This is a genomic window from Paraburkholderia ginsengisoli NBRC 100965, assembly GCF_000739735.1.
Classification (GTDB): domain Bacteria; phylum Pseudomonadota; class Gammaproteobacteria; order Burkholderiales; family Burkholderiaceae; genus Paraburkholderia; species Paraburkholderia ginsengisoli.
In genome coordinates this window covers 805,904-827,649 of record NZ_BBJF01000004.1, presented here as the reverse complement: position 1 = coordinate 827,649, position 21,746 = coordinate 805,904, and the positions used below count along the sequence as shown (strand labels likewise).

The following is a 21,746-nucleotide window of genomic DNA, read 5'->3' as shown; positions in this document are numbered from 1 at the left end:
GCAGACTCTCCGGTCTCCAGCGAAATTAACGCGCAGTGTTAAAATCGCGCGCCGCTCAGATCAGCGGCGCGCTCCCTCCATCCATCGGGACGATTGCGCCTGTCACATAACTCGCGCGGCGGCTCGCCAGAAACAGCGCGACGTCGGCAATTTCCTCCGGTCTTGCAAAGCGTCCGAGCGGCACACGGGCTTGCCCGCGCGCCAGCGCTTCCGCGTTTTCGATGCCTTGTTGCGCCGCTTCCAGTTTGACCGCTTCCTCAACTCGCTCGGTCAGCGTCGCTCCCGGATTGATCGCGTTGATGCGGATGCCGTAGCGCGCGTAGTAGTGGGCGAGGCCGACGGTGGCGAGCATCAGCGCCGCATTTGCGGCGCCGCCGGCGATATGGATATCGCTCGCGATCTTGCCGCCCATGCCGATAATGTTGACGATCGTGCCCGGCGCCGCACCGCCGCCGGCCTTCGCGCGCTCGGCCATGCGGCGCAGGACTTCCTGCTGCGGATAGATGTAGGGGAAATACTTGGCTTCCATCGTCGCCCTGAACGCGTCGGCGTCGAGCGTCTCCGGGTCATAGCGGCGCGCGGCGCCCGCACTGTTGACCAGCACGTCGATCGGACCCACGGCGGTGCTGACTTCCTCGACGATGTCGGCGGCGCTGTGCGGTTCGTGCAGATCGGCGCGGGTCCGGTGCACGTGCAAGCCTTCCTGCTTCAACTGCTCGTAGGCACGCGCGAGGTTGGCGGGGTCGCGCGACACGATCGCGACCTTCGCGCCTTCCTGTGCGAACGCGCGGGCGCAAGCGAACCCGATGCCCTTGCTGCCGCCTGTGACCAACACCACCTTGTCTTTCAGCCCGAGATCCATCGTCACCACTCGCTGTCGGAAGAATATCGAAGACGATAGCAGATCGGCGGCGTTGCTGGGATGAGCAGGCCTTGCGAGCGGCGTGGTGGCGCGCTTTGACCGTCCTGCCAGACAGACGTGCTGATACCACGCGATTCCCTGCGTTCGCATCTGCCCCATTCGCTGCGGACGTAAAGTTAGAAGTTGCCGTTGGCGAAGCGGGCGATCGGATCGTCATTGGTCTGCGTGGGGGCGGGCGCGCCACGCGTGGATGTCGAAGCACGCATGATCTGCACGCTGCCACTCGCATCCGCTTGCTGCGCCTGGCGGGCCTGACGGCTCGCCACGGAAGCGGGCGGCGGCGGCTCGAACGCATCGGCGGCGGCGTCGATGGCGTCGGGTGCGCGAGCAGCGGAGTTTTGCGGGACCGCCTGCGAGGCGATCGCCGCTTGCGCTGGCGATCCGGCGGGCGAGTCGTAGGCGTTTGCCTGGGCGGCTGGAATCGCGGTCGGCGTCACGGCGCCCGCCGCGCGGGCCTGGAGCTGCGCCGCGCTCATGCCCGGTGGCGGGGGCTCGAACGGATCGGCTTGCGCTGCAGGCGGGCTTGCAGTTGTGACGGTCGCGATGACCGGCTGGGTCGTCGCGGTCAACGGGGCGCGCGGCGCCGCTGCTGCGCGCGTCGTTTGCTGCGGCTGCCCCGGCGATTGCAGTTGCGATGCCGCCGCCGCATAGCCCGACGAGGGCTGCGCAGCCGTCTTCGCAACCGACACTCCGACGCCCGCATTCGGCATCGTTGCCGTCGCCATGTCCGCATATGCCGGCGCAACCTGCGCGGCAGACGCGCCGCGTTCGGGCTGCGGCGCCGCCGCCTGGTAACTCGGCGTATCGAACGGCGCAGGCGTCGCGGCCGGCCCAGCCACCCGGCGAATGCCGTCGAAGCGCTTGGCCCAGTAAGGGTTGGTCAGATAATCGAGCCGTACCGTGCCGCCCGTCGACGGCGCATTGACGAAGCGCAGCTTGCCCACGTAGATGCCGACATGCGAATGCGCGCGCCCCGTCGTGTTGAAAAAGATCAGGTCACCCGGCGCGATTTCGTCGGGCTCGATCGATTCGCCACGCCCGCTCATATCCGCGGTCGTGCGCGGCAGATTCACGGACGCCGCGCGCAGCACCACATAGCGCACCAGCCCGCTGCAATCGAAGCCGCTATCCGGCGTATTGCCGCCCCAGCGGTACGGAACGCCGACCAGACTCATCGCCTGAATCGAGATTTCTTCGCGGCCGATGCTGTGATCGACGAAATGAGGAAAGCCCGGCGGCGGCGCATGATAGGCGCCGTTAGCCACGACGACCGAGCCGGACCCGCGCGACGTCTTCTGCGGCGCGCCGGCACAGGCGGCGAGCAGCAGGACTGTCAGCAGAGAGAATGCGAGTCGGCGCATCGGAGACGAGGCGAGCGTTAAACGCTCGTTTACTGGCGAACGATCCTTGGATGGTAGCCCGTGGAACATGGCGCGGGCAAGAATTGTTGATAAATTACTTGAAGTTCATGCGCTAAGTGTTGCCAGCCTGTCGCGCGCCGGGCATGCCAAGCCCGGGGAGCCAATAAAAAAGCCACGTCCGGATTGCTCCGGACGCGGCTTCGGACGAATCTAACTAGCTGAAACTTAAAGAATTTCTGATGCGTAATCGGCAAGGCGAGAGCGCTCGCCGCGTGCCAGCGTCACGTGCCCGCTGTGCGCCCAACCCTTGAAGCGGTCGACCACGTACGTCAAACCGGAACTGCCTTCCGTGAGGTAAGGCGTATCGATCTGCGCGATATTGCCCAGACAGATGATCTTCGTGCCCGGACCCGCGCGCGTGACCAGTGTCTTCATCTGCTTCGGCGTCAGGTTCTGCGCCTCGTCGATGATCAGATACTTGTCCACGAACGTACGGCCGCGCATGAAGTTCATGCTCTTGACCTTCAGCCGCGAGCGGATCAGTTCCTGAGTCGCGGCGCGGCCCCATTCGCCGGCGGCGTCGTCGGTTTTCTGCAGTACTTCGAGGTTGTCGTCGAATGCGCCCATCCACGGCTGCATCTTTTCCTCTTCCGTACCCGGCAGAAAGCCGATGTCTTCACCGACCGGCACCGTCGCGCGCGTCACGATGATCTCGTTGTAGCGCTTGTCGTCGAGCACCTGCGCGAGGCCGGCCGCGAGCGCGACCAGCGTCTTGCCGGTGCCGGCCTGGCCGAGCAGCGTGACGAAGTCGATTTCCGGATTCATCAGCAGGTTCAGCGCGAAGTTCTGCTCGCGGTTGCGCGCCGTGATGCCCCACACGTTGTTCTTGTGGTGGCCGTAGTCACGCAGCGTTTGCAGCAGCGCCGTCTTGCCGTTCAGCTCGCGCACCAGCGCATGGAACGCGGGCTCGCCGTTTTGCGGCTCCAGGTAGACGAACTCATTGACCAGCATCGACGCGCACAGCGGACCGGTCACGCGGTAGTACGTGGTGCCGGTCTTGGTGTCCTGCCAGCTCTCCATGCCTTTCGCGTGCTTGGTCCAGAAATCCTGCGGCAGCGCGCGAATGCCCGAGTACAGCAGATCGCTGTCTTCGAGCACCTGGTCGTTGAAGTAATCTTCGGCGGGCAGGCCGAGCGCATGTGCCTTGATGCGCATGTTGATGTCTTTCGACACCAGCACGACCTGGCGATCCGCGCGGTCGCGCTGCAACGCGCGCACGACGCCGAGGATCTGGTTGTCCGCCTTGCCTTCCGGCAGACCTTCGACCGGTTCGATCGCGGTGAGCTTGGTCTGGAAGTACAGCCGTCCAGACGCCTCGCGGCTGCCCAGACGAGCGAGCGAAATGCCGTCGGACATGTTGCCGGCGTTCGCCACCAGCGCGTCCAGCGTGCGGCTCACCTGACGCGCGTTGCGCGCGACTTCCGACATGCCCTTCTTGTGATTGTCGAGTTCTTCCAACGTCATCATCGGCAGATAGACGTCGTGTTCCTCGAAACGGAACAGGCAGCTCGGGTCGTGCATCAGTACGTTCGTGTCGAGCACGAAGAGCTTCTGGACTTCGAGCGGCTCGGCGGCCGCGCCGCGTTTCTTGCTGGTGCCGCGCGTGCTGGGCGCCGCGGCGGGCGTGTCGGGCGTAGGTTGCTTCGCGCTCGGCGCACGTGCGACTACCGGCTGCGGCTGAGCCACGGGCGTGGCCGGTTCGGTTTGCGGACGAGCGGGCACCGGCTGCAATAACGCAGCGGTCTGTTTCGATTTGCGGCTGCGCGTGGGCGCGGCTTGCGCGGCGGCTTCGGACGCCGCAGCCGGGGCCGACGATGCCGGCACGGGTCGCAACGTGGTCGCAGCGTTGGCGGCGGGCGCCATCGGCGCGGCGACATTCGCGCGGCCGTAATCGGCCGACTCTGCGGATTCCCCGGCGCCGGCCTGTTTCTTCGCGGCGGAGCGCGCCGGAGTGGCGGCTTTGGCCTTGTATTCGTCAGGCGGCAGGAGATTGCCGAGCTTGCTGGGGGGAGTAGGCAAAGGCATGGTTTCCCTCGAATTTATCGGGTCACATATCGTGCGCCGCCTGTCGCATTCTGCCGGTGCCAGTGGATGCGCACGCAGTTTGCGCCCGGAGGCGCGCATTCGGTCTAGAGATGCCGGTTCGCCTGGTCTTCGATCGGCTCCTTGGGACTAGCGCGCAACCGAGTGAACGAACGGCCGCGCGCAATTAAAAAAGCCGCCGCCCCGGCGTACGGGGCAAGCGGCTCGCCTACGGTGCTCGCGTTGCGCCTCACGACTCCGACGGTCCGGGTAAGGGGGCCGTCAAGCCGGGTGCAGCGGAGGAAAATTTGGGGTGGACAGGCACTCATTGCAACCCAATATAACGCGCCTCAAAGCGCTTGTACAGCCGCCAGAATATCGTCGACGTGGCCGGGCACTTTCACGCCGCGCCATTCCTGGCGCAGCACGCCCTCGGCGTCGATGAGGAACGTCGAGCGCTCGATTCCCCGTACTTCTTTGCCATACATTTTCTTCATTTTGATGACATTGAAGAGGGCGCACAGCTTTTCTTCCGGGTCCGAGATCAGCGGGAACGGCAGTTCGAGCTTGGCCTTGAAGTTGTCGTGCGAGCGCAGGCTGTCGCGCGACACGCCGAGGATTTCCGCGCCGGCCTGCGTGAACTTCGGATACAGATCGCGGAACTGCAGACCTTCGGTCGTGCAGCCCGGCGTGTTGTCCTTCGGATAGAAATACAGCACCACCTTCTTGCCCCGCAGCTTGGACAGCGTGATCTCGCCACCGGTAGCGGGGGCGGTGAAGTCGGGGATGGGTTGGTCGACTGCGATGGACACGAGGTTCTCCGGTTTGTTATGGCCGGCGCCGCATGGCTGCTGCAGCGCCGGCCTGGCATCGAGGCTTATGGGGAGGTCGGGCCTGCGCGCGCGGTCGTGATTTCTTCGCGCGCGGCGGCCGGCATGGTCAGGCTGGCCGCCGATCGGCCGTCAGGGTTGGACGATCAGATCGCCCGAGCGCCCTGGAATTTCGCCCCACGTAACAGGGTACGATGGCAGCGTGCCGCGGTCTAGCGTGGCGTAGTAATCGCCCATCGTCGCGAAGGTGTGGCCTTGTGCGCGCCAGCCCTCCAGCAGCTGTTCGAAAATCGGCGCGAGCTTTTGCCCTTCGAGTTCCGCGTGCAGCGTGAAGACCTGGTCGTGCGGATTGCCGGCGGTGTGCTTCAGCATCCATTGCGCGACGTTGTGTTCGTCGACGCCGTCCACACCGAGCACTTCGTCGAGCGTGGGCAGCGTGGTGGGCATCTGCACATGGTTGAGCGTTCTGCCGCCGACCACCGGCAGATACGGCGAGTGGCCGCGCCCGTCGGACGCGTACTGCATGCCCCACGCGTCGATCTGCTCGAACGCGTGGCCGTTCATCTGCCAACCCGCCGCGCCGTGCGTGACAGGCGGGCCGCCGAACACTTCGACGAAACGGTCGTGGCTTTTCTGCATCTGCGCGGTCGTCCACGTGCGGTCTTTCGAGCGCACGTTGTCCTGCCAGTACACGTGATCCCACGTATGAATGCCGCATTCGAAGCCGGCTTCATGGATCGCGCGCATCTCCGCGGCCGCCTTCGTGCCGATGTCCGGACCCGGCAGCAGCACGCCGTACATCAACTGCTTGACGCCGTAGTGCTCGACCACCGAGGTGCGCGACACCTTCTTCAGAAAACCCGGCCGCAGTACGCGGCGCATCGCCCAACCGGTGTGGTCGGGGCCGAGGCTGAAGAGGAAAGTGGCGCGCGCCTTGAAGCGGTCGAAAATGCGCGCGAGATTCGGCACGCCTTCGCGGGTGCCGCGCAGCGTGTCGACGTCGATCTTCAGGACGATACGGGCCAAGGCGATCGGCCTTTACTGTTGTTCGACCAGGGCGCGGGCTTCACCGACGTGACCGCGATACGCTTCGAAAATCTTGCGCAGCGCTTCGTCGAAAGTCGACTTCGGCGCCCAGCCGAGTTCCTGCATCGTGTTGTCGATCTTCGGCACGCGGTTCTGCACGTCCTGGTAGCCAGCGCCGTAGTAAGCGCCCGACGACGTTTCGACCAGTTGTACCTGCCTCGCGGTGTCCGCGTATTCGGGGAATTCGGCGGCGAGCGTCAGCATCTTGTGCGCAAGCTCACGCACCGAGAAGTTGTTGGTCGGGTTGCCGATGTTGTAGATCTTGCCCGTCGCGACGCCGTCCTTGTTCTCGATGATCTTCATCAACGCGCCGATGCCGTCGTCGATATCCGTGAATGCGCGTTTCTGCGCGCCGCCGTCGACCAGGCTGATGTTCTCGCCGCGCACGATGTGGCCGAGGAACTGCGTGACCACGCGCGAGCTGCCTTCCTTCGGCGTGTAGATCGAGTCGAGGCCCGGGCCGATCCAGTTGAACGGACGGAACAGCGTGAAGTTCAGGCCTTCCATGCCGTAGCCCCAGATCACGCGGTCCATCAACTGCTTCGAGCACGCGTAGATCCAGCGCGGCTTGTTGATCGGGCCGTACGACAGTTGCGATTCTTCCGGATCGAACTGCTCGTCCGTGCACATGCCGTAGACCTCGGAGGTCGACGGAAACACGAGGTGCTTGCCGTACTTGACGGCCGAACGCACGATCGGCAGGTTCGCTTCGAAGTCCAGTTCGAACACGCGCAGCGGCTGCTTCACGTAGGTGGCGGGCGTGGCGATCGCGACCAGCGGCAGGATCACGTCGCACTTCTTGACGTGATACTCGACCCACTCCTTGTTGATCGTGATGTCGCCTTCGAAGAAGTGCATCCGCTCATGATTGATGAGGTCGCCCAGACGTTCCGTCTGCATGTCCATCCCGAAAACTTCCCAATCGGTCGTTTCGAGAATGCGTTTGGACAGGTGATGGCCGATGAAGCCGTTCACACCCAGAATCAGGACTTTTTTCATGAATGTCGGGGAGTTTGAATGAGCTGGGCGAATTCGGCCGGGGTGACGACAGTCTCGCTGCCGTCGTGCTGGTGCCGCAATTCGTGGATGGCGATCGTGCGGCCGTCGCCGCAGATTGCGAAAACGGCATTATCGCTTACGTGCAGGCCCGGCGGCAAATCGGGGCGCAGCGCGCCAGGCGCGGCCAGACGTGCGCGCGCGACGATGAAACGCCGGCCGTCGAGGTCGGTGAACGCGCCGGGATAGGGCGGCGCGACCGCGCGGATCAGGTTGTAGACCTGCTGCGCCGGCTGCGTCCAGTCGATGCGGCCGTCTTCCGGCTTGCGGCCGCCGTAGTAGCTGCCGTGCGCGAGGTCGTTCGGCAGATGCGGCGCTTCGCCCGCCAGCAAAGCCGGCAGCACGCGCCACAGGGTTTGCTCGGCGGCGACCGTGACCTTGTCGAACACTTGCGCGGCGGTGTCGTCGGGCAGGATCGGCACCGGCGTTTGCGCGAGGATCGCGCCCGCGTCGGGCTTCGCCGCCATTTCATGCAGCGTCGCGCCGGTTTCGGTTTCGCCGTGGATCACCGCCCAGTTGGTCGGCACACGGCCGCGGTATTTGGGCAGCAGCGAGCCGTGCATGTTGTAAGCGCCCCGTGAGGCGAGCGCGAGCAGGTCGACCGGCAGCATGTGGCGGTAGTAGAACGAGAAGATGAAATCCGGGCGCGCGGCGCTGACCGCGGCGCGCAGCTCCGGGCTCTTCGGATCGGTCGGCGTGACGACAGGAATGCCGTGTTCGGCTGCGACTGAGGCCACGCTGCCGAACCAGATGTTTTCGCTCGGGTTGTCTTCATGGGTGACGACGAGCGCCACGTCGACGCCGCGTGCGAGCAGCACCTGCAGGCAGCGCACGCCGACGTTGTGATACGCGAATACGACGGCGCGCGGCTTCATGGCGTCGGCCCCTGATCGGCGAGCGGCGCGGCTTGCACCGCCTGCACCACGGCCTGGCGCGGCGCTTCGGTGACGGCCGTGCCGTCGCGTTGTTCGAGAATGGTCTGCACCAGATAGCGCGGCCGCGCGCGCACCTGCTGATAGATCCGGCCGATGTATTCGCCGAGCAGCCCGAGCGCGAAGATGATCACGCCGAGCAGGAAGAACGTGATGGCGAACAGTGTGAACACACCTTGCACTTCCGCGCCGATGATGAAGCGGCGAATCAGCAGCAGCACGAACAGCGCCGCGGACCCGAGCGACAGGATCACGCCGATGAACGACAGCCATTGCAGCGGCACCACCGAGAAGCCGGTCACGAGGTCGAAGTTCAGGCGGATCAACGAATACAGCGAGTACTTCGATTCGCCGGCAAAACGCTCTTCGTGCGCGACTTCGATTTCGACCGGATTCTGCGCGAACGTGTACGCGAGCGCCGGAATGAACGTGTTGATCTCGCCGCAGCGATTGATCGTGTCGATGATGTGCCGGCTGTACGCGCGCAGCATGCAGCCCTGGTCGGTCATCTTGATGCGGGTGATGCGCTCGCGCAGTCGGTTCATCGCTCGCGACGCCTTGCGGCGCCACAGGCTGTCCTGACGTTGCAGACGGATCGTGCCGACGTAGTCGTAACCGTCGCGCATCTTCGAGACCAGCTTGCCGATTTCTTCCGGCGGATTCTGCAGGTCCGCGTCGAGCGTGATGACGATGTCGCCGCGCGACTGCTCGAAACCCGCGAGGATCGCCATGTGCTGGCCGTAGTTGCCGTTCAGCAGGATCACGCGGGTCGTGTCGGGCCGCGCGCGAAACTGCTCGGCGAGCAGGGCGGCGGATTTGTCGCGGCTGCCGTCGTTGATGAAGATCACTTCATAACCGGTGCCGAGCGCGTCGAGCGCCGGGTAAAGGCGCGCGAACAGCGCGGCCAGCCCGGCTTCCTCGTTGTACACCGGGATGATGATCGACACTTCCGGTGCGGCGGCGCGATATTCCGAATAACTCATTTCCGCTTATTTTCCGTGTTGTTCGCAAATTTCATTGACCGCGCGGCAGACGCGTTCCACGTCGCCTTCGTTCATCAGCGTGAACAGCGGCAGCGTGACGTTGGTCGTGCCGAAGCGCTCCGCGTGCGGGAACATGCCTTCCTTGAAGCCGCGCGCGCGGTACAGCGAGAACAGGTGGATCGCCGGGTAGTGCACGCCCGAGCCGATGCCGCGCTCCTTCAACTGGCCCATGAAACCGGCGCGGTCGATCGAGAGTTTTTCGAGCGGCAGCGTGATCTGGAACATGTGCCAGTTGCTGTTCTCGAAGTCAGCAAACGGCAAGCCGACACCGAGCCTGGCCGCGGCGCCGCCTTCGAAGCCCGCGAAGTACGCGCGCACGAGCTTCCTGCGCTGCGCGAGAAAGCGCGGCAGATGCGGCAACTGGCCGAGGCCGACACGCGCGGCGACGTCCGTCAGGTTGTACTTGCCGCCGAGCACGTCGCAGTCCATGCCGTCGAAGCCCGTGCGGGTGATGCCTTGCAGCCGGTACTTCTGGGCCAGCACGGCTTCTTCCTCGTTGTTCAGCACCAGCGCGCCGCCCTCGATCGAGGTCAGGTTCTTGTTCGCGTGGAAGCTGAACGAGACCATGTCGCCGAGCTTGCCGATCCGCTCGCCGTTCCACGTCGAGCCGAACGCCTGCGCCGCATCTTCGATCACGCGCAGCTTGTGCTCGCGGGCGATCGCGTAGAGGCGATCCATATCGACCGGTAGACCGGACAGATAGACCGGGATCAGCGCCTTGGTGCGCGGCGTGATGGCCTTTTCGAGCAGGTCCAGGTCGACGTTGCGCGTGAGCGGATCGATGTCGACGAACACGGGCGTCGCGCCCGTCTCGAGGATCACGTTGCTGGTCGAGACCCACGACGCAGGCGTCGTGATGACCTCGTCGCCCGCGCCCACGCCGGCGATGCGCAGCCCGATTTCGAGCGTCGCGGTGCCGGAGTTGAACGTGCGCACCGGACGGCCGCCGCAGAACTCGGACAGCGCCGCTTCGAACTTCTGGTTCTGCGGACCGGTGGTGATCCAGCCGGAGCGCAGCACGTCGGCGACACCCTGAATCGTTTCTTCATCGATTTCAGGTTTGACAAACGGCAAGAACGGGACTGTTGACTGGCTCATGAATGCTTCGCTCGATTGATAGGGGGCGCAACCCGAAGGGCGCGAAGTAAACCACAAAGTACGCGCAAACCCAAGGCCGCGGCGAAAAAGGCGCAACCGCACAGGATACTGCGATCAACCTTAGATCATGCTTAGCCGGTCCGAGGGCTTCGCTTACGGTATCTCGTTCCGGCCGGGGCGCCACTCTTCGGCGGGCGCCAAACGGTAATAAAAGGTGTCCGCGAGCGACCACCAGACGCCGCCCAAGGCTTGCGTCTAGCTGCGAGCGAGGATCAACACGCCGATCAGGATGACGCCGATCCCGATCATCTTCTGCATCGACAGCACCTCGCCGAACAGATACCACGCGGCGAACGCGTTGACGACGTAGCCCAGCGACAGCATCGGATAGGCGATCGACACGTCCACCCGCGACAGTCCCACCACCCACACGACCACGCTGATCACGTAGCATGCGAGCCCGCCGATGATCGGCAACTGGGTCGCGAGCCTGAAACCGATGGGCAGGATGTTCGCACGGGTGAATTCGAAGTGTCCAACGGCATTCGTGCCGGCTTTGAGCAGCAACTGCGCGCCGGCGTTCAACGTCACGCCGGCGAGGATGCAAATGAGGGAAATCGGGTTCATCGAACGGTTCAGTGCTGAGATGGGGTCATTGTTGTGCTTTTTCCACGGGCGGCTGGGCGTCGGTGGCCGCGAGCGGCTTCATCACCACCACCCGGCGTGAGTCGCGCGCGACTACCTGCATCGGCACGCCTTCCTTCAGCAGGCGGTCGTAGGTCGGCGGCGGAATCAGCGCGAGCGCGTAGCGGTCGGACTTCCAGCGTTCGATCCACGCGTCGACGGACGGCAGCCACTTCTGCGGCTCGACCGACACGCCGAACGCCAGTTCGTCGGGATGCTCGACCATGATCATCGTGTGGTCGATGTAGAACGGCAGCGTGTGATCGAGCACGCCGACCGAATAGAACGGCGTATCGGCCGGCAGCTTCGCGAGCTGCGCCTTGATCGCGGGCGCGAGCGGCGCGCCGGAACTGAGGCGGCCGAACACGTCGTGACCCGTGCCGGCGATCGTGCCGAGCAGCAGCCACGCCGCGCCGAAGCAGGCGATCGCGCCGAGGCTGCCGCTGCGGCTGCGGCGGTTCAGCCACAGCGCGCCGAGCGTCATCGCGAACGCGACGCCGAGCGCGCCCAGCACCCAACTGCGGTACTCGACATACAGCTCGGTCGGATTGCGCGCGCTGCCCAGCCGCGCCATGAACAGCGCGGCGAACGCGGCGACCACCAGAAACAGCGCATAGCCGGCCAGATGGCGGCGCAACTGGTCGCGCGTGACGAGCGGCAGGTACATGCCGATCAGCAGCGCGATGGGCGGGGCGATCGGCAGCGTGTAGGACAGCAGCTTCGAATGCGACGCGCTGAAGAACAGGAAGATGAACCCGGTCCACACGAGCATCAGCGTGACCGGCGCGAAGCCGTTCGGCTGGCGCGGCTGGCGCCATGCATGGCGCACGCTTTGCAGCGTCACCGAAAGCCAGGGCAGAAAGCCGACCAGCAGCACCGGCACGAAATAGTAGAACGGGCCGGGCCGGTTCTGCTCGGGCGTCAGATAGCGCTTGAACTGCTGGACGATGAAGAAAAAGTTCAGGAATTCGGGATTGCGTTGCTGCACCAGCACGAACCACGGCGTGACGATCGCGAAGAACACGATCAGGCCGCCGATCAGATGCAGGCGCTTCCACAGCGCCCAGTCGCGCGCGACCAGCGTGTACAGCACCAGCACCGCGCCCGGCAGGATCACGCCGACCAGTCCCTTGGACAGCACCGCCAGCGCCATCGCACCCCAGCACACCCACATCCAGCCGCGCACGCACGCGGTCGGCAGGTTGGGGCGCTGCGCGAGCAGCAGCGCGCACAGCGTCAGCGCCATCCAGAACGACAGGCCCATGTCGAGCGTGTTGAAGTGGCCCATCAGATTCCAGTACGGCGAGCACGCGAGCACGATCGCAGCGAACACGCCGGTCGCCGTGTTGAACACGCGCGCGCCGGTGAAGCCGACCAGCAGCACGCCGGCGAAGCCCGTCAGCGCGGTGTAGAGCCGCGCCTGCCATTCGCCGATGCCGAACCACGCGAACGTGAGCGCGTTCGCCCAGGTCTGCAGCGGCGGCTTCTCGAAATACTTGTAGGCGTTGTAGCGGGGGGTGATCCAGTCGCCAGTCACGAACATCTCGCGGGCCATTTCAGCGTAGCGGCCTTCGTCGCTGGGCAAAAGGTGGCGCCAGCCGAGCGGCACGAACCAGATCACGGCAAGAGCCAGCACCAGCAGCAGGATCGTGGTGCGATTGAGCGGTAGCCTCGACGGCGTATCGTTCATGAATTTCAACCTGTTGGGCGACACCGCGGGGGCGGCGAAGCGGTGTTGTCTGGAAATGGCGACCGGTTGCCGGCGGACGCGCCATTCGCGGGGTGCTGCGTGGCGATGCGCGGCGCCGCGCCGGGCGCGGCGTCCGGTGGCCAGTCGCGGCGACACTCGCCGGGGTGTCTGCCGATGCGCTCACGGCGGCACTGCGCGACGCGCGCGACCCGGTCCGGCTTGCTGGCGCCACGCCGATGGCGCGCAGTGTACGTGATCGGCCGTGACGCGGCGAGGGTGCGGGAATGGGCGCTCCAACCGGACGCCGGTTCGGGACCGGCGCGGCGGCGTGCCGCCATCGCACCGTCGCGCGCCCGGGCGCGCCAGGCCCGGCCGTGGCGAACGGCTCGGCCGCCGCGCTTGCGCATCACCGCGCGCCGGGCCTACGCCTCGATCAGCAACGCAGCCGCGACCTTGCGGCCCTCGGCCATCAGAATGTTGTAGGTGCGGCAGGCGGCCTTGAAGTCCATCGTCTCGACGCCGATGCGCTTCGCAGTGAGCGCGGCGGTCAGTCGCGGATGCGGGAAGCGCAGCCGCTCGCCGCTGCCGAACACGACCACTTCGGGCGCGGCGTCGATCAGCATCGCAAAGTGCTCGGCGCTCAGCTGGTCGAAAGACGAGACCGGCCAGGGGATGACCGGCGCCTCCGGCAGCACGAGAAGGCTGCCCGAATGGCGGACCGCGTTGATTTCGACATAGTCGGCGCCGTAGCCGGTGACGGTGTTGAGGGCGCCGCTGGAATCCTGATGTAATTTCAAATTGGTTTTCCGAAGTCGTCGTGAGACATCATGCGTGTGGGCGGCCTGGTTGGATGCAGCGCAAGCAGGCCGGTTCGACGCGAGTGGACACAAGGGGCCAAAAAGAAGAAGGGGCCGAAAAGGCTTGCCGTTGCAGTTGGTGCATTGCGGAAGTCGGCCAAAATCCGCTAAATTATAACTTTTTAGCCGCCTAGCGGCGCCCTTCGCTCATGTGTCGCCACAAGCCGCCCTGAGTTCGCTGGCGCCATTCACCGGCTACCTGCCTTGGTTTTGCCCGCTTTCGCCGGGTTTTCGCCCGTTTTGCCATGTTTTTGCCCGTTTTGCTGCTGTGCCGGCGCAATCCGCCGCCCGGCGCGCTAACGGTGGCGGGTAAAGTGCCGGAAGACGCCGCGAGCGACGCAGTGGCGCAAGCGCGCCGAACAGCGCGTCGGCGGCACACGCAGCGGCAGCTCGATCTGCGCCTGCGGCCGTCGCCGGCGCTGCGCGTTCCGAAATTCCCCGTATCGGCGATACTCGCCCGACCTGACGTCGTCAGCCCGTGGCAGTCCCGCCCCAGCCATCAACCAGGATGAAGTGCCCGTCGTGAAACCGATCCTCAAATCCAACAAGTTGTTGAATGTCTGCTACGACATTCGCGGGCCCGTCCTCGAACATGCGAAGCGGCTCGAAGAAGAGGGCCATCGCATCATCAAGCTGAACATCGGCAACCTCGCGCCGTTCGGCTTCGAAGCGCCGGACGAAATCATTCAGGACATGATCCTGAACCTGCCGGGTTCGTCCGGCTACTCGGACTCCAAGGGCGTGTTCGCCGCGCGCAAGGCGATCATGCATTACACGCAGCAAAAGGGCGTGCACGGCGTCGAGCTGGACGACATCTACATCGGCAACGGCGCGTCGGAGCTGATCGTGATGGCGCTGCAGGGGCTGCTAAACGACGGCGACGAAGTGCTGCTGCCCGCGCCCGACTATCCGCTGTGGACCGCCGGCGTGAGCCTCTCGGGCGGCACGCCGGTGCATTACATCTGCGACGAATCGAACCGCTGGATGCCCGATCTCGACGACATCCGCGCGAAGATCACGCCGAACACGCGCGCGCTCGTCGTCATCAACCCGAACAACCCGACCGGCGCGCTGTACTCGGACGAACTGCTGCTCGGGCTGATCGACATTGCCCGCCAGCACGGCCTCGTGATCTTCGCCGACGAGGTCTACGACAAGATCGTGTACGACGGCAAGACCCATACGTCGATGGCGGCGCTCTCGGAGGACGTGCTCACCGTCACGTTCAACAGCCTGTCGAAGAGCTACCGCTCGTGCGGCTACCGCGCCGGCTGGATGTTCATCTCGGGCCTGACCGGCGAGAACCGCCGCAACGGTAAGGACTATTTCGAAGGGCTCGGCATCCTCGCGTCGATGCGCCTGTGCCCGAACGTGCCCGGTCAGTACGCGATCCAGACCGCGCTCGGCGGCTATCAGAGCATCAACGACCTGATCGTGCCGAGCGGGCGCCTGTACAAACAGCGCGAACTCGCGTATGACATGCTGACGGCGATTCCCGGCGTGAGCTGCGTGAAACCCGAAGCGGCGCTGTACATGTTCCCGCGCCTCGATCCGAAGGTGTATCCGATCAAGGACGACCAGCAGTTCATCCTCGACCTGCTGCTCGAAGAGCGCGTGCTGCTGGTGCAGGGCACGGGCTTCAACTGGAAGACGCCGGATCATTTCCGCGTCGTGTTCCTGCCGAACGTGGACGACCTCGCGGATTCGATCAACCGGATCGCGCGCTTCCTCGACGGCTACCGCAAGCGTCATACAAGCTGAGCGGGCTGGCGCACAATGTGGCGCACGGCACGCCGCCGCACAGCGTGTCGTGCAGAGCGCCACGCCGACATCCGTTTCCCTTCGTGAGAAAACGCCGGGCCGCCCCCAGTTTTCCGCCCTGAAGGAAGTCCCTTGGGGGATCACCCCTCGGGGGCTGGCGCGAAGCGTCAAGGTTGGGGCCACTTTTTTTAATCACCTACTCGAAAACACACGCTGCATGGAACCGATCAAAGTTGGACTGCTGGGCTTCGGCACGGTAGGCAGCGGCACCTTCACGGTACTGCGCCGCAATCAGGAAGAAATCAAACGTCGCGCGGGCCGCGGCATCGAGATTGCGCGCATCGCCGTGCGCAATCCCGCCAAGGCGACAGCCGCGCTCGGCAGCGAAGCCGGCACGGTCGCGCTGACCGATGACTTCAACGCGGTGGTCGACGACCCGTCGATCGATATCGTGGCCGAAATGATCGGCGGCACCGGCGTGGCGCGCGAACTCGTACTGCGCGCGATTCGCAACCGCAAGCACGTGGTCACCGCCAACAAGGCGCTGCTCGCGGTGCACGGCACGGAGATCTTCGAAGCGGCGCGCGCCAACGGCGTGATGGTGTCGTTCGAGGCGGCGGTAGCGGGCGGCATTCCGATCATCAAGGCGCTGCGCGAAGGACTGACGGCCAATCGCATCCAGTACATCGCGGGCATCATCAACGGCACCACGAACTACATTCTCTCGGAGATGCGCGACCGCGGGCTCGACTTCGCGACCGCGCTGAAGGCCGCGCAGGAACTGGGCTACGCCGAAGCCGATCCGACCTTCGACATCGAAGGCGTCGACGCCGCGCACAAGGCGACCATCATGAGCGCGATCGCGTTCGGCGTGCCGGTGCAGTTCGACAAGGCGTTCGTCGAAGGCATCAGCAAGCTCGACGCAATCGACATCAAGTACGCCGAGGAACTCGGCTATCGCATCAAGCTGCTCGGCATCGCGCGGCGCGCGGAGAAGGGCATCGAACTGCGTGTACATCCCACGCTGATTCCGGAAAAGCGCCTGCTCGCAAACGTGGAAGGCGCGATGAACGCGGTCGTCGTGCACGGCGACGCGGTCGGCACCACGCTGTACTACGGCAAGGGTGCGGGCGCGGAGCCGACGGCCTCCGCCGTCGTGGCCGATCTGGTCGACGTGACGCGCCTGCATACGGCCGATCCGGAACATCGCGTGCCGCATCTCGCGTTCCAGCCGGACAGCCTGTCGAACACGCCGATCCTGCCGATCGACGAAGTGACGAGCGGCTACTACCTGCGTCTGCGGGTCGCGGACGTAACCGGCGTGCTGGCCGACATCACGCGCATTCTGGCCGACACCGGCATCTCGATCGACGCGCTGCTGCAGAAGGAATCGGAGCAGGTCGACGCGAACGGCAAGGGCGAAACCGACATCATCCTGATCACGCACGAAACGGTCGAAAAGCACGTCAACGCCGCGATCAAAACGATCGAAGCGCTGAAGACCGTTGTCTCGCAAGTCACGAAGCTGCGCATGGAAGCGCTGAACTAGGCCCACTATGAACTACCTCTCCACGCGCGGCGCCGGAGCCGGCGAGCGCCACACCTTTTCGGACATCCTGCTGGGCGGTCTCGCGAAAGACGGCGGCCTGTATTTGCCCGCGGTCTATCCGCGCGTCACCGCCGACGAACTGACGCGCTGGCGCACGCTGCCGTACGCGGATCTCGCCTTTGAGATCCTGTCGAAATTCAGCGACGACATTCCCGCCGAAGATCTGCGCGCGCTCACGCGCAAGACCTACACGGCCGCGACCTACTGCAACGTGCGCGACGACGAAAGCGCCGCGCAGATCACGCCGCTGAAAACGCTTGGCGTCGAGAGCGGTGCGCCACTGTCGCTGCTGGAACTGTCGAACGGTCCGACGCTCGCGTTCAAGGACATGGCGATGCAGTTGATCGGCAACCTGTTCGAGTACGCACTGGCCAAAAACGGCGAGACGCTGAACATTCTCGGCGCGACTTCGGGCGACACCGGCAGCGCCGCCGAATACGCGATGCGCGGCAAGAAAGGCATCCGCGTGTTCATGCTGTCGCCGCACAAGAAGATGAGCGCGTTCCAGACCGCGCAGATGTACAGCCTGCAGGACCCGAACATTTTCAACATCGCCGTCGAAGGCGTGTTCGACGACGCGCAGGACATCGTGAAGGCCGTGTCGAACGATCACACGTTCAAGGCGAAGCACAAGATCGGCACGGTCAACTCGATCAACTGGGCGCGCGTCGTCGCGCAGGTCGTGTACTACTTCAAGGGCTATTTCGCGGCCACGAAGTCGAACGACCAGCGCGTGTCGTTCACGGTGCCGTCGGGCAACTTCGGCAACGTCTGCGCGGGTCACATCGCGCGCATGATGGGTCTGCCGATCGAGAAGCTGGTGGTCGCCACCAATGAAAACGACGTGCTCGACGAGTTCTTCCGCACCGGCATCTACCGCGTGCGCAAGGCGGCCGAGACGTATCACACGAGCAGCCCGAGCATGGACATTTCGAAGGCGTCGAACTTCGAGCGTTTCGTGTTCGATCTGCTCGGCCGCGATCCGGCGCGCGTGTTGCAACTGTTCCGCGATGTCGAGGAGAAGGGCGGTTTCGACCTCGCGGCGAGCGGCGATTTCGCACGCGTGAAGGAGTTCGGTTTCGTGTCGGGCCGCAGCAGCCATGACAGCCGCGTAGAGACGATTCGCGACGTCTTCGAGCGTTACGACACGATGATCGACACGCACACGGCCGACGGCCTGAAGGTCGCGCGCGAGCATCTGCAAGCGGGCATTCCGATGATCGTGCTGGAGACCGCGCAACCGATCAAGTTCGGCGAGACGATCCGCGAAGCGCTGTTGCGCGAACCGGAGCGGCCGGCGGCGTTCTCGGGGCTGGAGTCGCTGCCGCAGCGCTTCGAAGTGCTGCCGGCGGATGCGCAGCGCGTGAAGGATTTCATCGTCGCGAATACGGGCGAGTAAGTGTTGGTTTGCTGTGTGAGCCGGTGGCTCACGCAGCATCGCCCGAACGAACCGCTACACCTCGAGCGTATGTCGATGTTCCGCGCTCTTACGCCGGCTTGCGTCGACAGCCCGCTGCAAAAGTGAAGCAAAAGCGCGCTTGCCACGAAGTCCGGCGTGCGCGCAAAAAAAGCAAAATCTCACCTCGCGCGCGGCCACCCAGGCCGACGCCATCGACCGCTACAATGCTCTTTTAATCCGCGGCTTCGAAACCAGTGATGTCCACACCAACGCCCCGCGCTCCGATGCTCGCCACTGCCGATGCGTTGGCGACCCTGCTTGGCGCCGCGCGCCCGATCGCCGGCACCGAATCGATCCCCACACTGGACGCGCTGAACCGGGTCCTGTCCGCCGATGTCACGTCGCCGCTCGACGTCCCGCCGATGAACACCAGCGCGATGGACGGCTACGCGATCCGCACCGCCGACCTCGCACGCGACGGCGCGAGCCGCTTGCCGGTCTCGCAACGCATTCCGGCCGGCCATGCGCCCGCGCCGTTGCAGCCCGGCACCGCGGCGCGCATCTTCACCGGCGCGACGGTGCCGCCCGGCGCTGACGCAATCGTGATGCAGGAGCAAACCGAAGCCGCCGGCGACGCCGTCACGATCCTCCACAATGCGCAACCCGGCGAATGGATCACCGCGCAGGGTGCGGACATCCGTAGTGGCTCGATCATCCTGCCGGCCGGCACGCGGCTCTCGCCGCAGGCACTGGGGCTGGCGGCATCGGTCGGCTGCGCGGTGCTCCAGGTGCGCCGCCGCGTGAAGGTCGCCGTGTTCTTCACCGGCGACGAACTGACGATGCCGGGCGAGCCGCTCAAACCCGGCGCGATCTACAACTCGAATCGATTCACGCTGCGCGGTCTGCTGGAGAAGCTCGGCTGCGAAGTGACCGACTACGGCATCGTCGCCGATCAGCTTGCGGCGACCCGCGCGACGCTGCGCGAAGCCGCCGTGGCGCATGATCTGATCCTGACGTGCGGTGGCGTATCGGTGGGCGAGGAAGATCACGTGAAGCCGGCCGTCGAAGCCGAAGGGCGTCTGTCGATGTGGCAGATCGCGATGAAGCCGGGCAAGCCGCTCGCGTTCGGCGCGGTGCGGCGCGCGGCGGCGCGGGAGCAGGGCGACGCCGAGGCTAAAGCTGAAAGTGAAACCTCGGCAACGGCCGAAACATTCTTCATCGGCTTGCCGGGCAACCCGGTCTCCAGCTTCGCGACCTTCCTGCTGTTCGTGCGTCCGTTCGTGCTGCGTTTGGCCGGCATGCAGACGGTCGCGCCGCGCACGCTGTCGCTGCGCGCGGACTTCACGCAGCCCAAGGCCGACCGCCGCAACGAGTTCCTGCGCGCGCGCATCAACGAGGCAGGCGGCCTCGATCTGTTTCCGAATCAGAGCTCGGCCGTGCTGACGTCGACCGTGTGGGGCGACGGCCTGATCGACAATCCGCCGAACCACGCGATCAGCGCCGGCGAGACCGTGCGCTTCATCCCCTTTTCCGAATTGCTGAGCTGAGGCCGGCGCTGCATGCCAGACCGGCGACATCCCGATGAAAATTGAACTCCGCTATTTTGCGAGCGTGCGTGAAGCGCTCAACCGGTCCGACGAAACCGTCGACCTGCCCGACGGCATTGCGACCGTCGGCGATGTGCGCGCGTGGCTGCGCGTGCGCGGCGGCATCTGGGCCGACACGCTCGCCGAAGGCCGTGCGCTGCGCATGGCCTGCAACCACGTGATGACCGACGCCGGCACCCGTATCACCGACGGCTGTGAAGTCGCGTTCTTCCCGCCCGTCACCGGCGGCTAGGCCCCGCCGTCGCTCACCTGCCCAACTGCCCAGGAGCCGCCGATGCCCGTTCGTGTCCAGACCGAAGACTTCGACCTCACCACCGAGCTGGCCGCGTTGCGCGCGCGCAATCCGAAGATCGGCGCGGTCGCGTGTTTCGTCGGCACCGTGCGCGATCTGAACGAGGGCAGCACCGTCGAAACGATGGAGCTCGAGCATTACCCCGGCATGACGGAGAAGTCGCTGGACGCGATCGTCGTGAGCGCGCGCGAGCGGTGGCCGGGCATCGAGGTGCTGATCGTGCACCGCGTCGGCAAGCTCTATCCGCTCGACCAGATCGTGCTAGTGGCGACGACGGCCGCGCACCGCGGCGACGCGTTCGCGTCGTGCGAGTTCGTGATGGATTATCTGAAGACCCAGGCGCCGTTCTGGAAGAAGGAGAAGACGGAGGCCGGCGAGCGCTGGGTCGACGCCCGCGTCACCGACGACGCCGCGCTGGCACGTTGGCACGTCGAGCCCGGGAAACAGGCGCAAGACTAGCGGCCGGCGCGCGTCAGGTGGCCGCCTGAACTGCGTACAGCGTGGCGCGCTTTAGGCGCAGCAGGTCGCCCGGAGCCTTTGTCGCCGTGCCCGGAACCTCGGGCGCGTGCCTCCTCAAGCCGCACTCAATCGTCCCCCGTCCGCCCAATGATCCGCGCCGGAAACGGCTCGCCAGCCGGACGTGCGGGAGGGGCCGGATGAGCGGCGTCGTCGTCATCACGCGGACGCCGTTTCGGCGCGACGCGTTCCAGCAGCGCCTGCTGCTCGGCCGGAATCTTGTAATCCCAGCCGAAGCGGGTCAACTGCAGGCTCTGTGCGATGCGCAGCGCCGGTTCCATGAAGCGGACCGCGGCGGCCGGTTGATAGCGCGACTCCACCGTATCCAGAAACAGATACAGCCAGCGGCTGAAGTGCTGCGGCTCGATGCCGTCGAGCGGCTGATGCGCTTGCTGCACGTTGCCGCGATACTGCTTCGCGCCCAGCACGAGGCTGCCCCAGAACGTGCACATTTTCGGTAGATGATCGTCCCAGCGGCCCGCCAGTGTGGCGTCGAAGACGGGCCCGAGTAGCGGATCGGCGCGCACGCGGTCATAAAAGCCGTAGACGAGATCGCGGATATTCGCCTCGGTGGGCTCGGCGGCGCGCTCGACCACGGGCGCGGCGGGGAAAGATGGATTCATACGGATTCCAGAAAAAGGCGGCTGCGAAGGGCGGCTCGTGACGCGGCGCCACTGGCGGCAGGCAACGGCGTCGAGGAGAGTCGAGCGGGTGTGCAAAAGGAAGTGGGTGGCGATTACCCCGCTTTTCGCACGAATGGTCGGTGCCGGAAAAGCTACCATTACAACCGTAGACGAACGCCGCCTGTCGACGCAGATCATCGAACCTGCGTGTTGCCCGCATCTTAGGGTGAAGCGGCGGCCACCGGCAACCCTTGCATCGACGCGGTTATCTCCCAGGATCGCGGCCTGCGCCTATCGT

At 65.2% G+C, this 21,746-nt stretch carries 19 protein-coding genes; 6 read left to right on the top strand and 13 right to left on the bottom strand.

Features of this window, described 5'->3' with window-relative positions:
- Nucleotides 1–55: 55 nt before the first annotated feature.
- From BGI01S_RS07685 to BGI01S_RS07630, 12 genes are all read right to left on the bottom strand, one after another.
- Nucleotides 56–862, bottom strand: coding sequence for an SDR family oxidoreductase (locus tag BGI01S_RS07685; RefSeq protein WP_042323841.1), 807 nt, complete (start codon nt 860–862; stop codon nt 56–58).
- A 176-nt stretch (nt 863–1,038) separates the two neighbouring features.
- A complete protein-coding gene (locus tag BGI01S_RS07680; RefSeq protein ID WP_042323839.1) occupies nt 1,039–2,283 on the bottom strand; it encodes a C40 family peptidase in 1,245 nt (414 codons plus the stop codon).
- Between the two features lie 225 nt (nt 2,284–2,508).
- A complete protein-coding gene (locus BGI01S_RS07675) occupies nt 2,509–4,368 on the bottom strand; it encodes a PhoH family protein (protein ID WP_042323838.1) in 1,860 nt (619 codons plus the stop codon).
- A gap of 347 nt (nt 4,369–4,715) precedes the next feature.
- Nucleotides 4,716–5,177: a peroxiredoxin gene (locus BGI01S_RS07670; RefSeq protein WP_042323836.1), complete on the bottom strand. Its 462-nt coding sequence runs from the start codon at nt 5,175–5,177 to the stop codon at nt 4,716–4,718.
- Nucleotides 5,178–5,327: 150 nt separating this feature from the next.
- Entirely contained in the window at nt 5,328–6,221 is an 894-nt protein-coding gene (locus BGI01S_RS07665; RefSeq protein ID WP_042323832.1) for a polysaccharide deacetylase family protein, read from the bottom strand.
- Between the two features lie 12 nt (nt 6,222–6,233).
- Entirely contained in the window at nt 6,234–7,280 is a 1,047-nt protein-coding gene (locus tag BGI01S_RS07660; protein WP_052400429.1) for a bifunctional UDP-4-keto-pentose/UDP-xylose synthase, read from the bottom strand.
- The gene (locus BGI01S_RS07655; RefSeq protein WP_042323829.1) at nt 7,277–8,212 is read right to left on the bottom strand and encodes a formyltransferase; all 936 of its coding nucleotides are present in this window, start codon (nt 8,210–8,212) and stop codon (nt 7,277–7,279) included. The genes BGI01S_RS07660 and BGI01S_RS07655 overlap by 4 nt, the downstream gene beginning before the upstream one ends.
- Nucleotides 8,209–9,252 (bottom strand): glycosyltransferase, encoded by a 1,044-nt coding sequence (locus BGI01S_RS07650; RefSeq protein WP_042323826.1) that lies wholly within the window; start codon nt 9,250–9,252, stop codon nt 8,209–8,211. Before BGI01S_RS07650 ends, BGI01S_RS07655 begins: the two co-directional genes overlap by 4 nt.
- 6 nt (nt 9,253–9,258) lie before the next feature.
- Nucleotides 9,259–10,410 (bottom strand): DegT/DnrJ/EryC1/StrS family aminotransferase, encoded by a 1,152-nt coding sequence (locus BGI01S_RS07645; RefSeq protein WP_042323825.1) that lies wholly within the window; start codon nt 10,408–10,410, stop codon nt 9,259–9,261.
- Between the two features lie 255 nt (nt 10,411–10,665).
- A complete protein-coding gene (locus BGI01S_RS07640) occupies nt 10,666–11,037 on the bottom strand; it encodes an SMR family transporter (protein WP_042323823.1) in 372 nt (123 codons plus the stop codon).
- Between the two features lie 25 nt (nt 11,038–11,062).
- Entirely contained in the window at nt 11,063–12,784 is a 1,722-nt protein-coding gene (locus BGI01S_RS07635; protein WP_042323821.1) for a glycosyltransferase family 39 protein, read from the bottom strand.
- Nucleotides 12,785–13,206: 422 nt separating this feature from the next.
- The gene (locus BGI01S_RS07630; RefSeq protein WP_042323818.1) at nt 13,207–13,581 is read right to left on the bottom strand and encodes an Mth938-like domain-containing protein; all 375 of its coding nucleotides are present in this window, start codon (nt 13,579–13,581) and stop codon (nt 13,207–13,209) included.
- A 573-nt stretch (nt 13,582–14,154) separates the two neighbouring features.
- Between BGI01S_RS07630 and BGI01S_RS07625 the strand changes: the two genes are divergently transcribed.
- The 6 genes from BGI01S_RS07625 (at nt 14,155) to moaE (ending at nt 20,768) form a co-directional block, all read left to right on the top strand.
- On the top strand, nt 14,155–15,402 hold the full coding sequence (locus tag BGI01S_RS07625; protein ID WP_042323816.1) for a pyridoxal phosphate-dependent aminotransferase: 1,248 nt from the start codon (nt 14,155–14,157) through the stop codon (nt 15,400–15,402).
- A gap of 217 nt (nt 15,403–15,619) precedes the next feature.
- The gene (locus tag BGI01S_RS07620) at nt 15,620–16,951 is read left to right on the top strand and encodes a homoserine dehydrogenase (protein WP_042323814.1); all 1,332 of its coding nucleotides are present in this window, start codon (nt 15,620–15,622) and stop codon (nt 16,949–16,951) included.
- A 7-nt stretch (nt 16,952–16,958) separates the two neighbouring features.
- Complete coding sequence (thrC, locus tag BGI01S_RS07615) at nt 16,959–18,410, top strand: threonine synthase (RefSeq protein WP_042323812.1); 1,452 nt, start codon at nt 16,959–16,961, stop codon at nt 18,408–18,410.
- 284 nt (nt 18,411–18,694) lie between these two features.
- Entirely contained in the window at nt 18,695–19,957 is a 1,263-nt protein-coding gene (locus BGI01S_RS07610) for a molybdopterin molybdotransferase MoeA (protein ID WP_042323811.1), read from the top strand.
- A gap of 34 nt (nt 19,958–19,991) precedes the next feature.
- The gene (gene moaD / locus BGI01S_RS07605) at nt 19,992–20,249 is read left to right on the top strand and encodes a molybdopterin converting factor subunit 1 (RefSeq protein ID WP_042323809.1); all 258 of its coding nucleotides are present in this window, start codon (nt 19,992–19,994) and stop codon (nt 20,247–20,249) included.
- Between the two features lie 42 nt (nt 20,250–20,291).
- Complete coding sequence (gene moaE / locus BGI01S_RS07600; protein WP_042323807.1) at nt 20,292–20,768, top strand: molybdopterin synthase catalytic subunit MoaE; 477 nt, start codon at nt 20,292–20,294, stop codon at nt 20,766–20,768.
- A 125-nt stretch (nt 20,769–20,893) separates the two neighbouring features.
- Here the strand turns inward: moaE and BGI01S_RS07595 are convergent, their stop codons facing one another.
- Nucleotides 20,894–21,448, bottom strand: coding sequence for a group III truncated hemoglobin (locus tag BGI01S_RS07595; protein WP_042323805.1), 555 nt, complete (start codon nt 21,446–21,448; stop codon nt 20,894–20,896).
- Nucleotides 21,449–21,746 lie beyond the last annotated feature (298 nt).

What these genes read in the sequence shown, in the direction of transcription:
- moaD (WP_042323809.1), top strand. Translation starts at nt 19,992, where the DNA reads ATGAAAATTGAACTCCGCTATTTTGCGAGCGTGCGTGAAGCGCTCAAC.
- BGI01S_RS07675 (WP_042323838.1), bottom strand. Translation starts at nt 4,368, where the DNA reads ATGCCTTTGCCTACTCCCCCCAGCAAGCTCGGCAATCTCCTGCCGCCT.
- BGI01S_RS07685 (WP_042323841.1), bottom strand. Translation starts at nt 862, where the DNA reads ATGGATCTCGGGCTGAAAGACAAGGTGGTGTTGGTCACAGGCGGCAGC.
- BGI01S_RS07650 (WP_042323826.1), bottom strand. Translation starts at nt 9,252, where the DNA reads ATGAGTTATTCGGAATATCGCGCCGCCGCACCGGAAGTGTCGATCATC.
- BGI01S_RS07645 (WP_042323825.1), bottom strand. Translation starts at nt 10,410, where the DNA reads ATGAGCCAGTCAACAGTCCCGTTCTTGCCGTTTGTCAAACCTGAAATC.
- BGI01S_RS07595 (WP_042323805.1), bottom strand. Translation starts at nt 21,448, where the DNA reads ATGAATCCATCTTTCCCCGCCGCGCCCGTGGTCGAGCGCGCCGCCGAG.
- BGI01S_RS07620 (WP_042323814.1), top strand. Translation starts at nt 15,620, where the DNA reads ATGGAACCGATCAAAGTTGGACTGCTGGGCTTCGGCACGGTAGGCAGC.
- BGI01S_RS07640 (WP_042323823.1), bottom strand. Translation starts at nt 11,037, where the DNA reads ATGAACCCGATTTCCCTCATTTGCATCCTCGCCGGCGTGACGTTGAAC.
- BGI01S_RS07635 (WP_042323821.1), bottom strand. Translation starts at nt 12,784, where the DNA reads ATGAACGATACGCCGTCGAGGCTACCGCTCAATCGCACCACGATCCTG.
- BGI01S_RS07660 (WP_052400429.1), bottom strand. Translation starts at nt 7,280, where the DNA reads ATGAAAAAAGTCCTGATTCTGGGTGTGAACGGCTTCATCGGCCATCAC.
- BGI01S_RS07655 (WP_042323829.1), bottom strand. Translation starts at nt 8,212, where the DNA reads ATGAAGCCGCGCGCCGTCGTATTCGCGTATCACAACGTCGGCGTGCGC.
- moaE (WP_042323807.1), top strand. Translation starts at nt 20,292, where the DNA reads ATGCCCGTTCGTGTCCAGACCGAAGACTTCGACCTCACCACCGAGCTG.
- thrC (WP_042323812.1), top strand. Translation starts at nt 16,959, where the DNA reads ATGAACTACCTCTCCACGCGCGGCGCCGGAGCCGGCGAGCGCCACACC.
- BGI01S_RS07610 (WP_042323811.1), top strand. Translation starts at nt 18,695, where the DNA reads ATGCTCGCCACTGCCGATGCGTTGGCGACCCTGCTTGGCGCCGCGCGC.
- BGI01S_RS07680 (WP_042323839.1), bottom strand. Translation starts at nt 2,283, where the DNA reads ATGCGCCGACTCGCATTCTCTCTGCTGACAGTCCTGCTGCTCGCCGCC.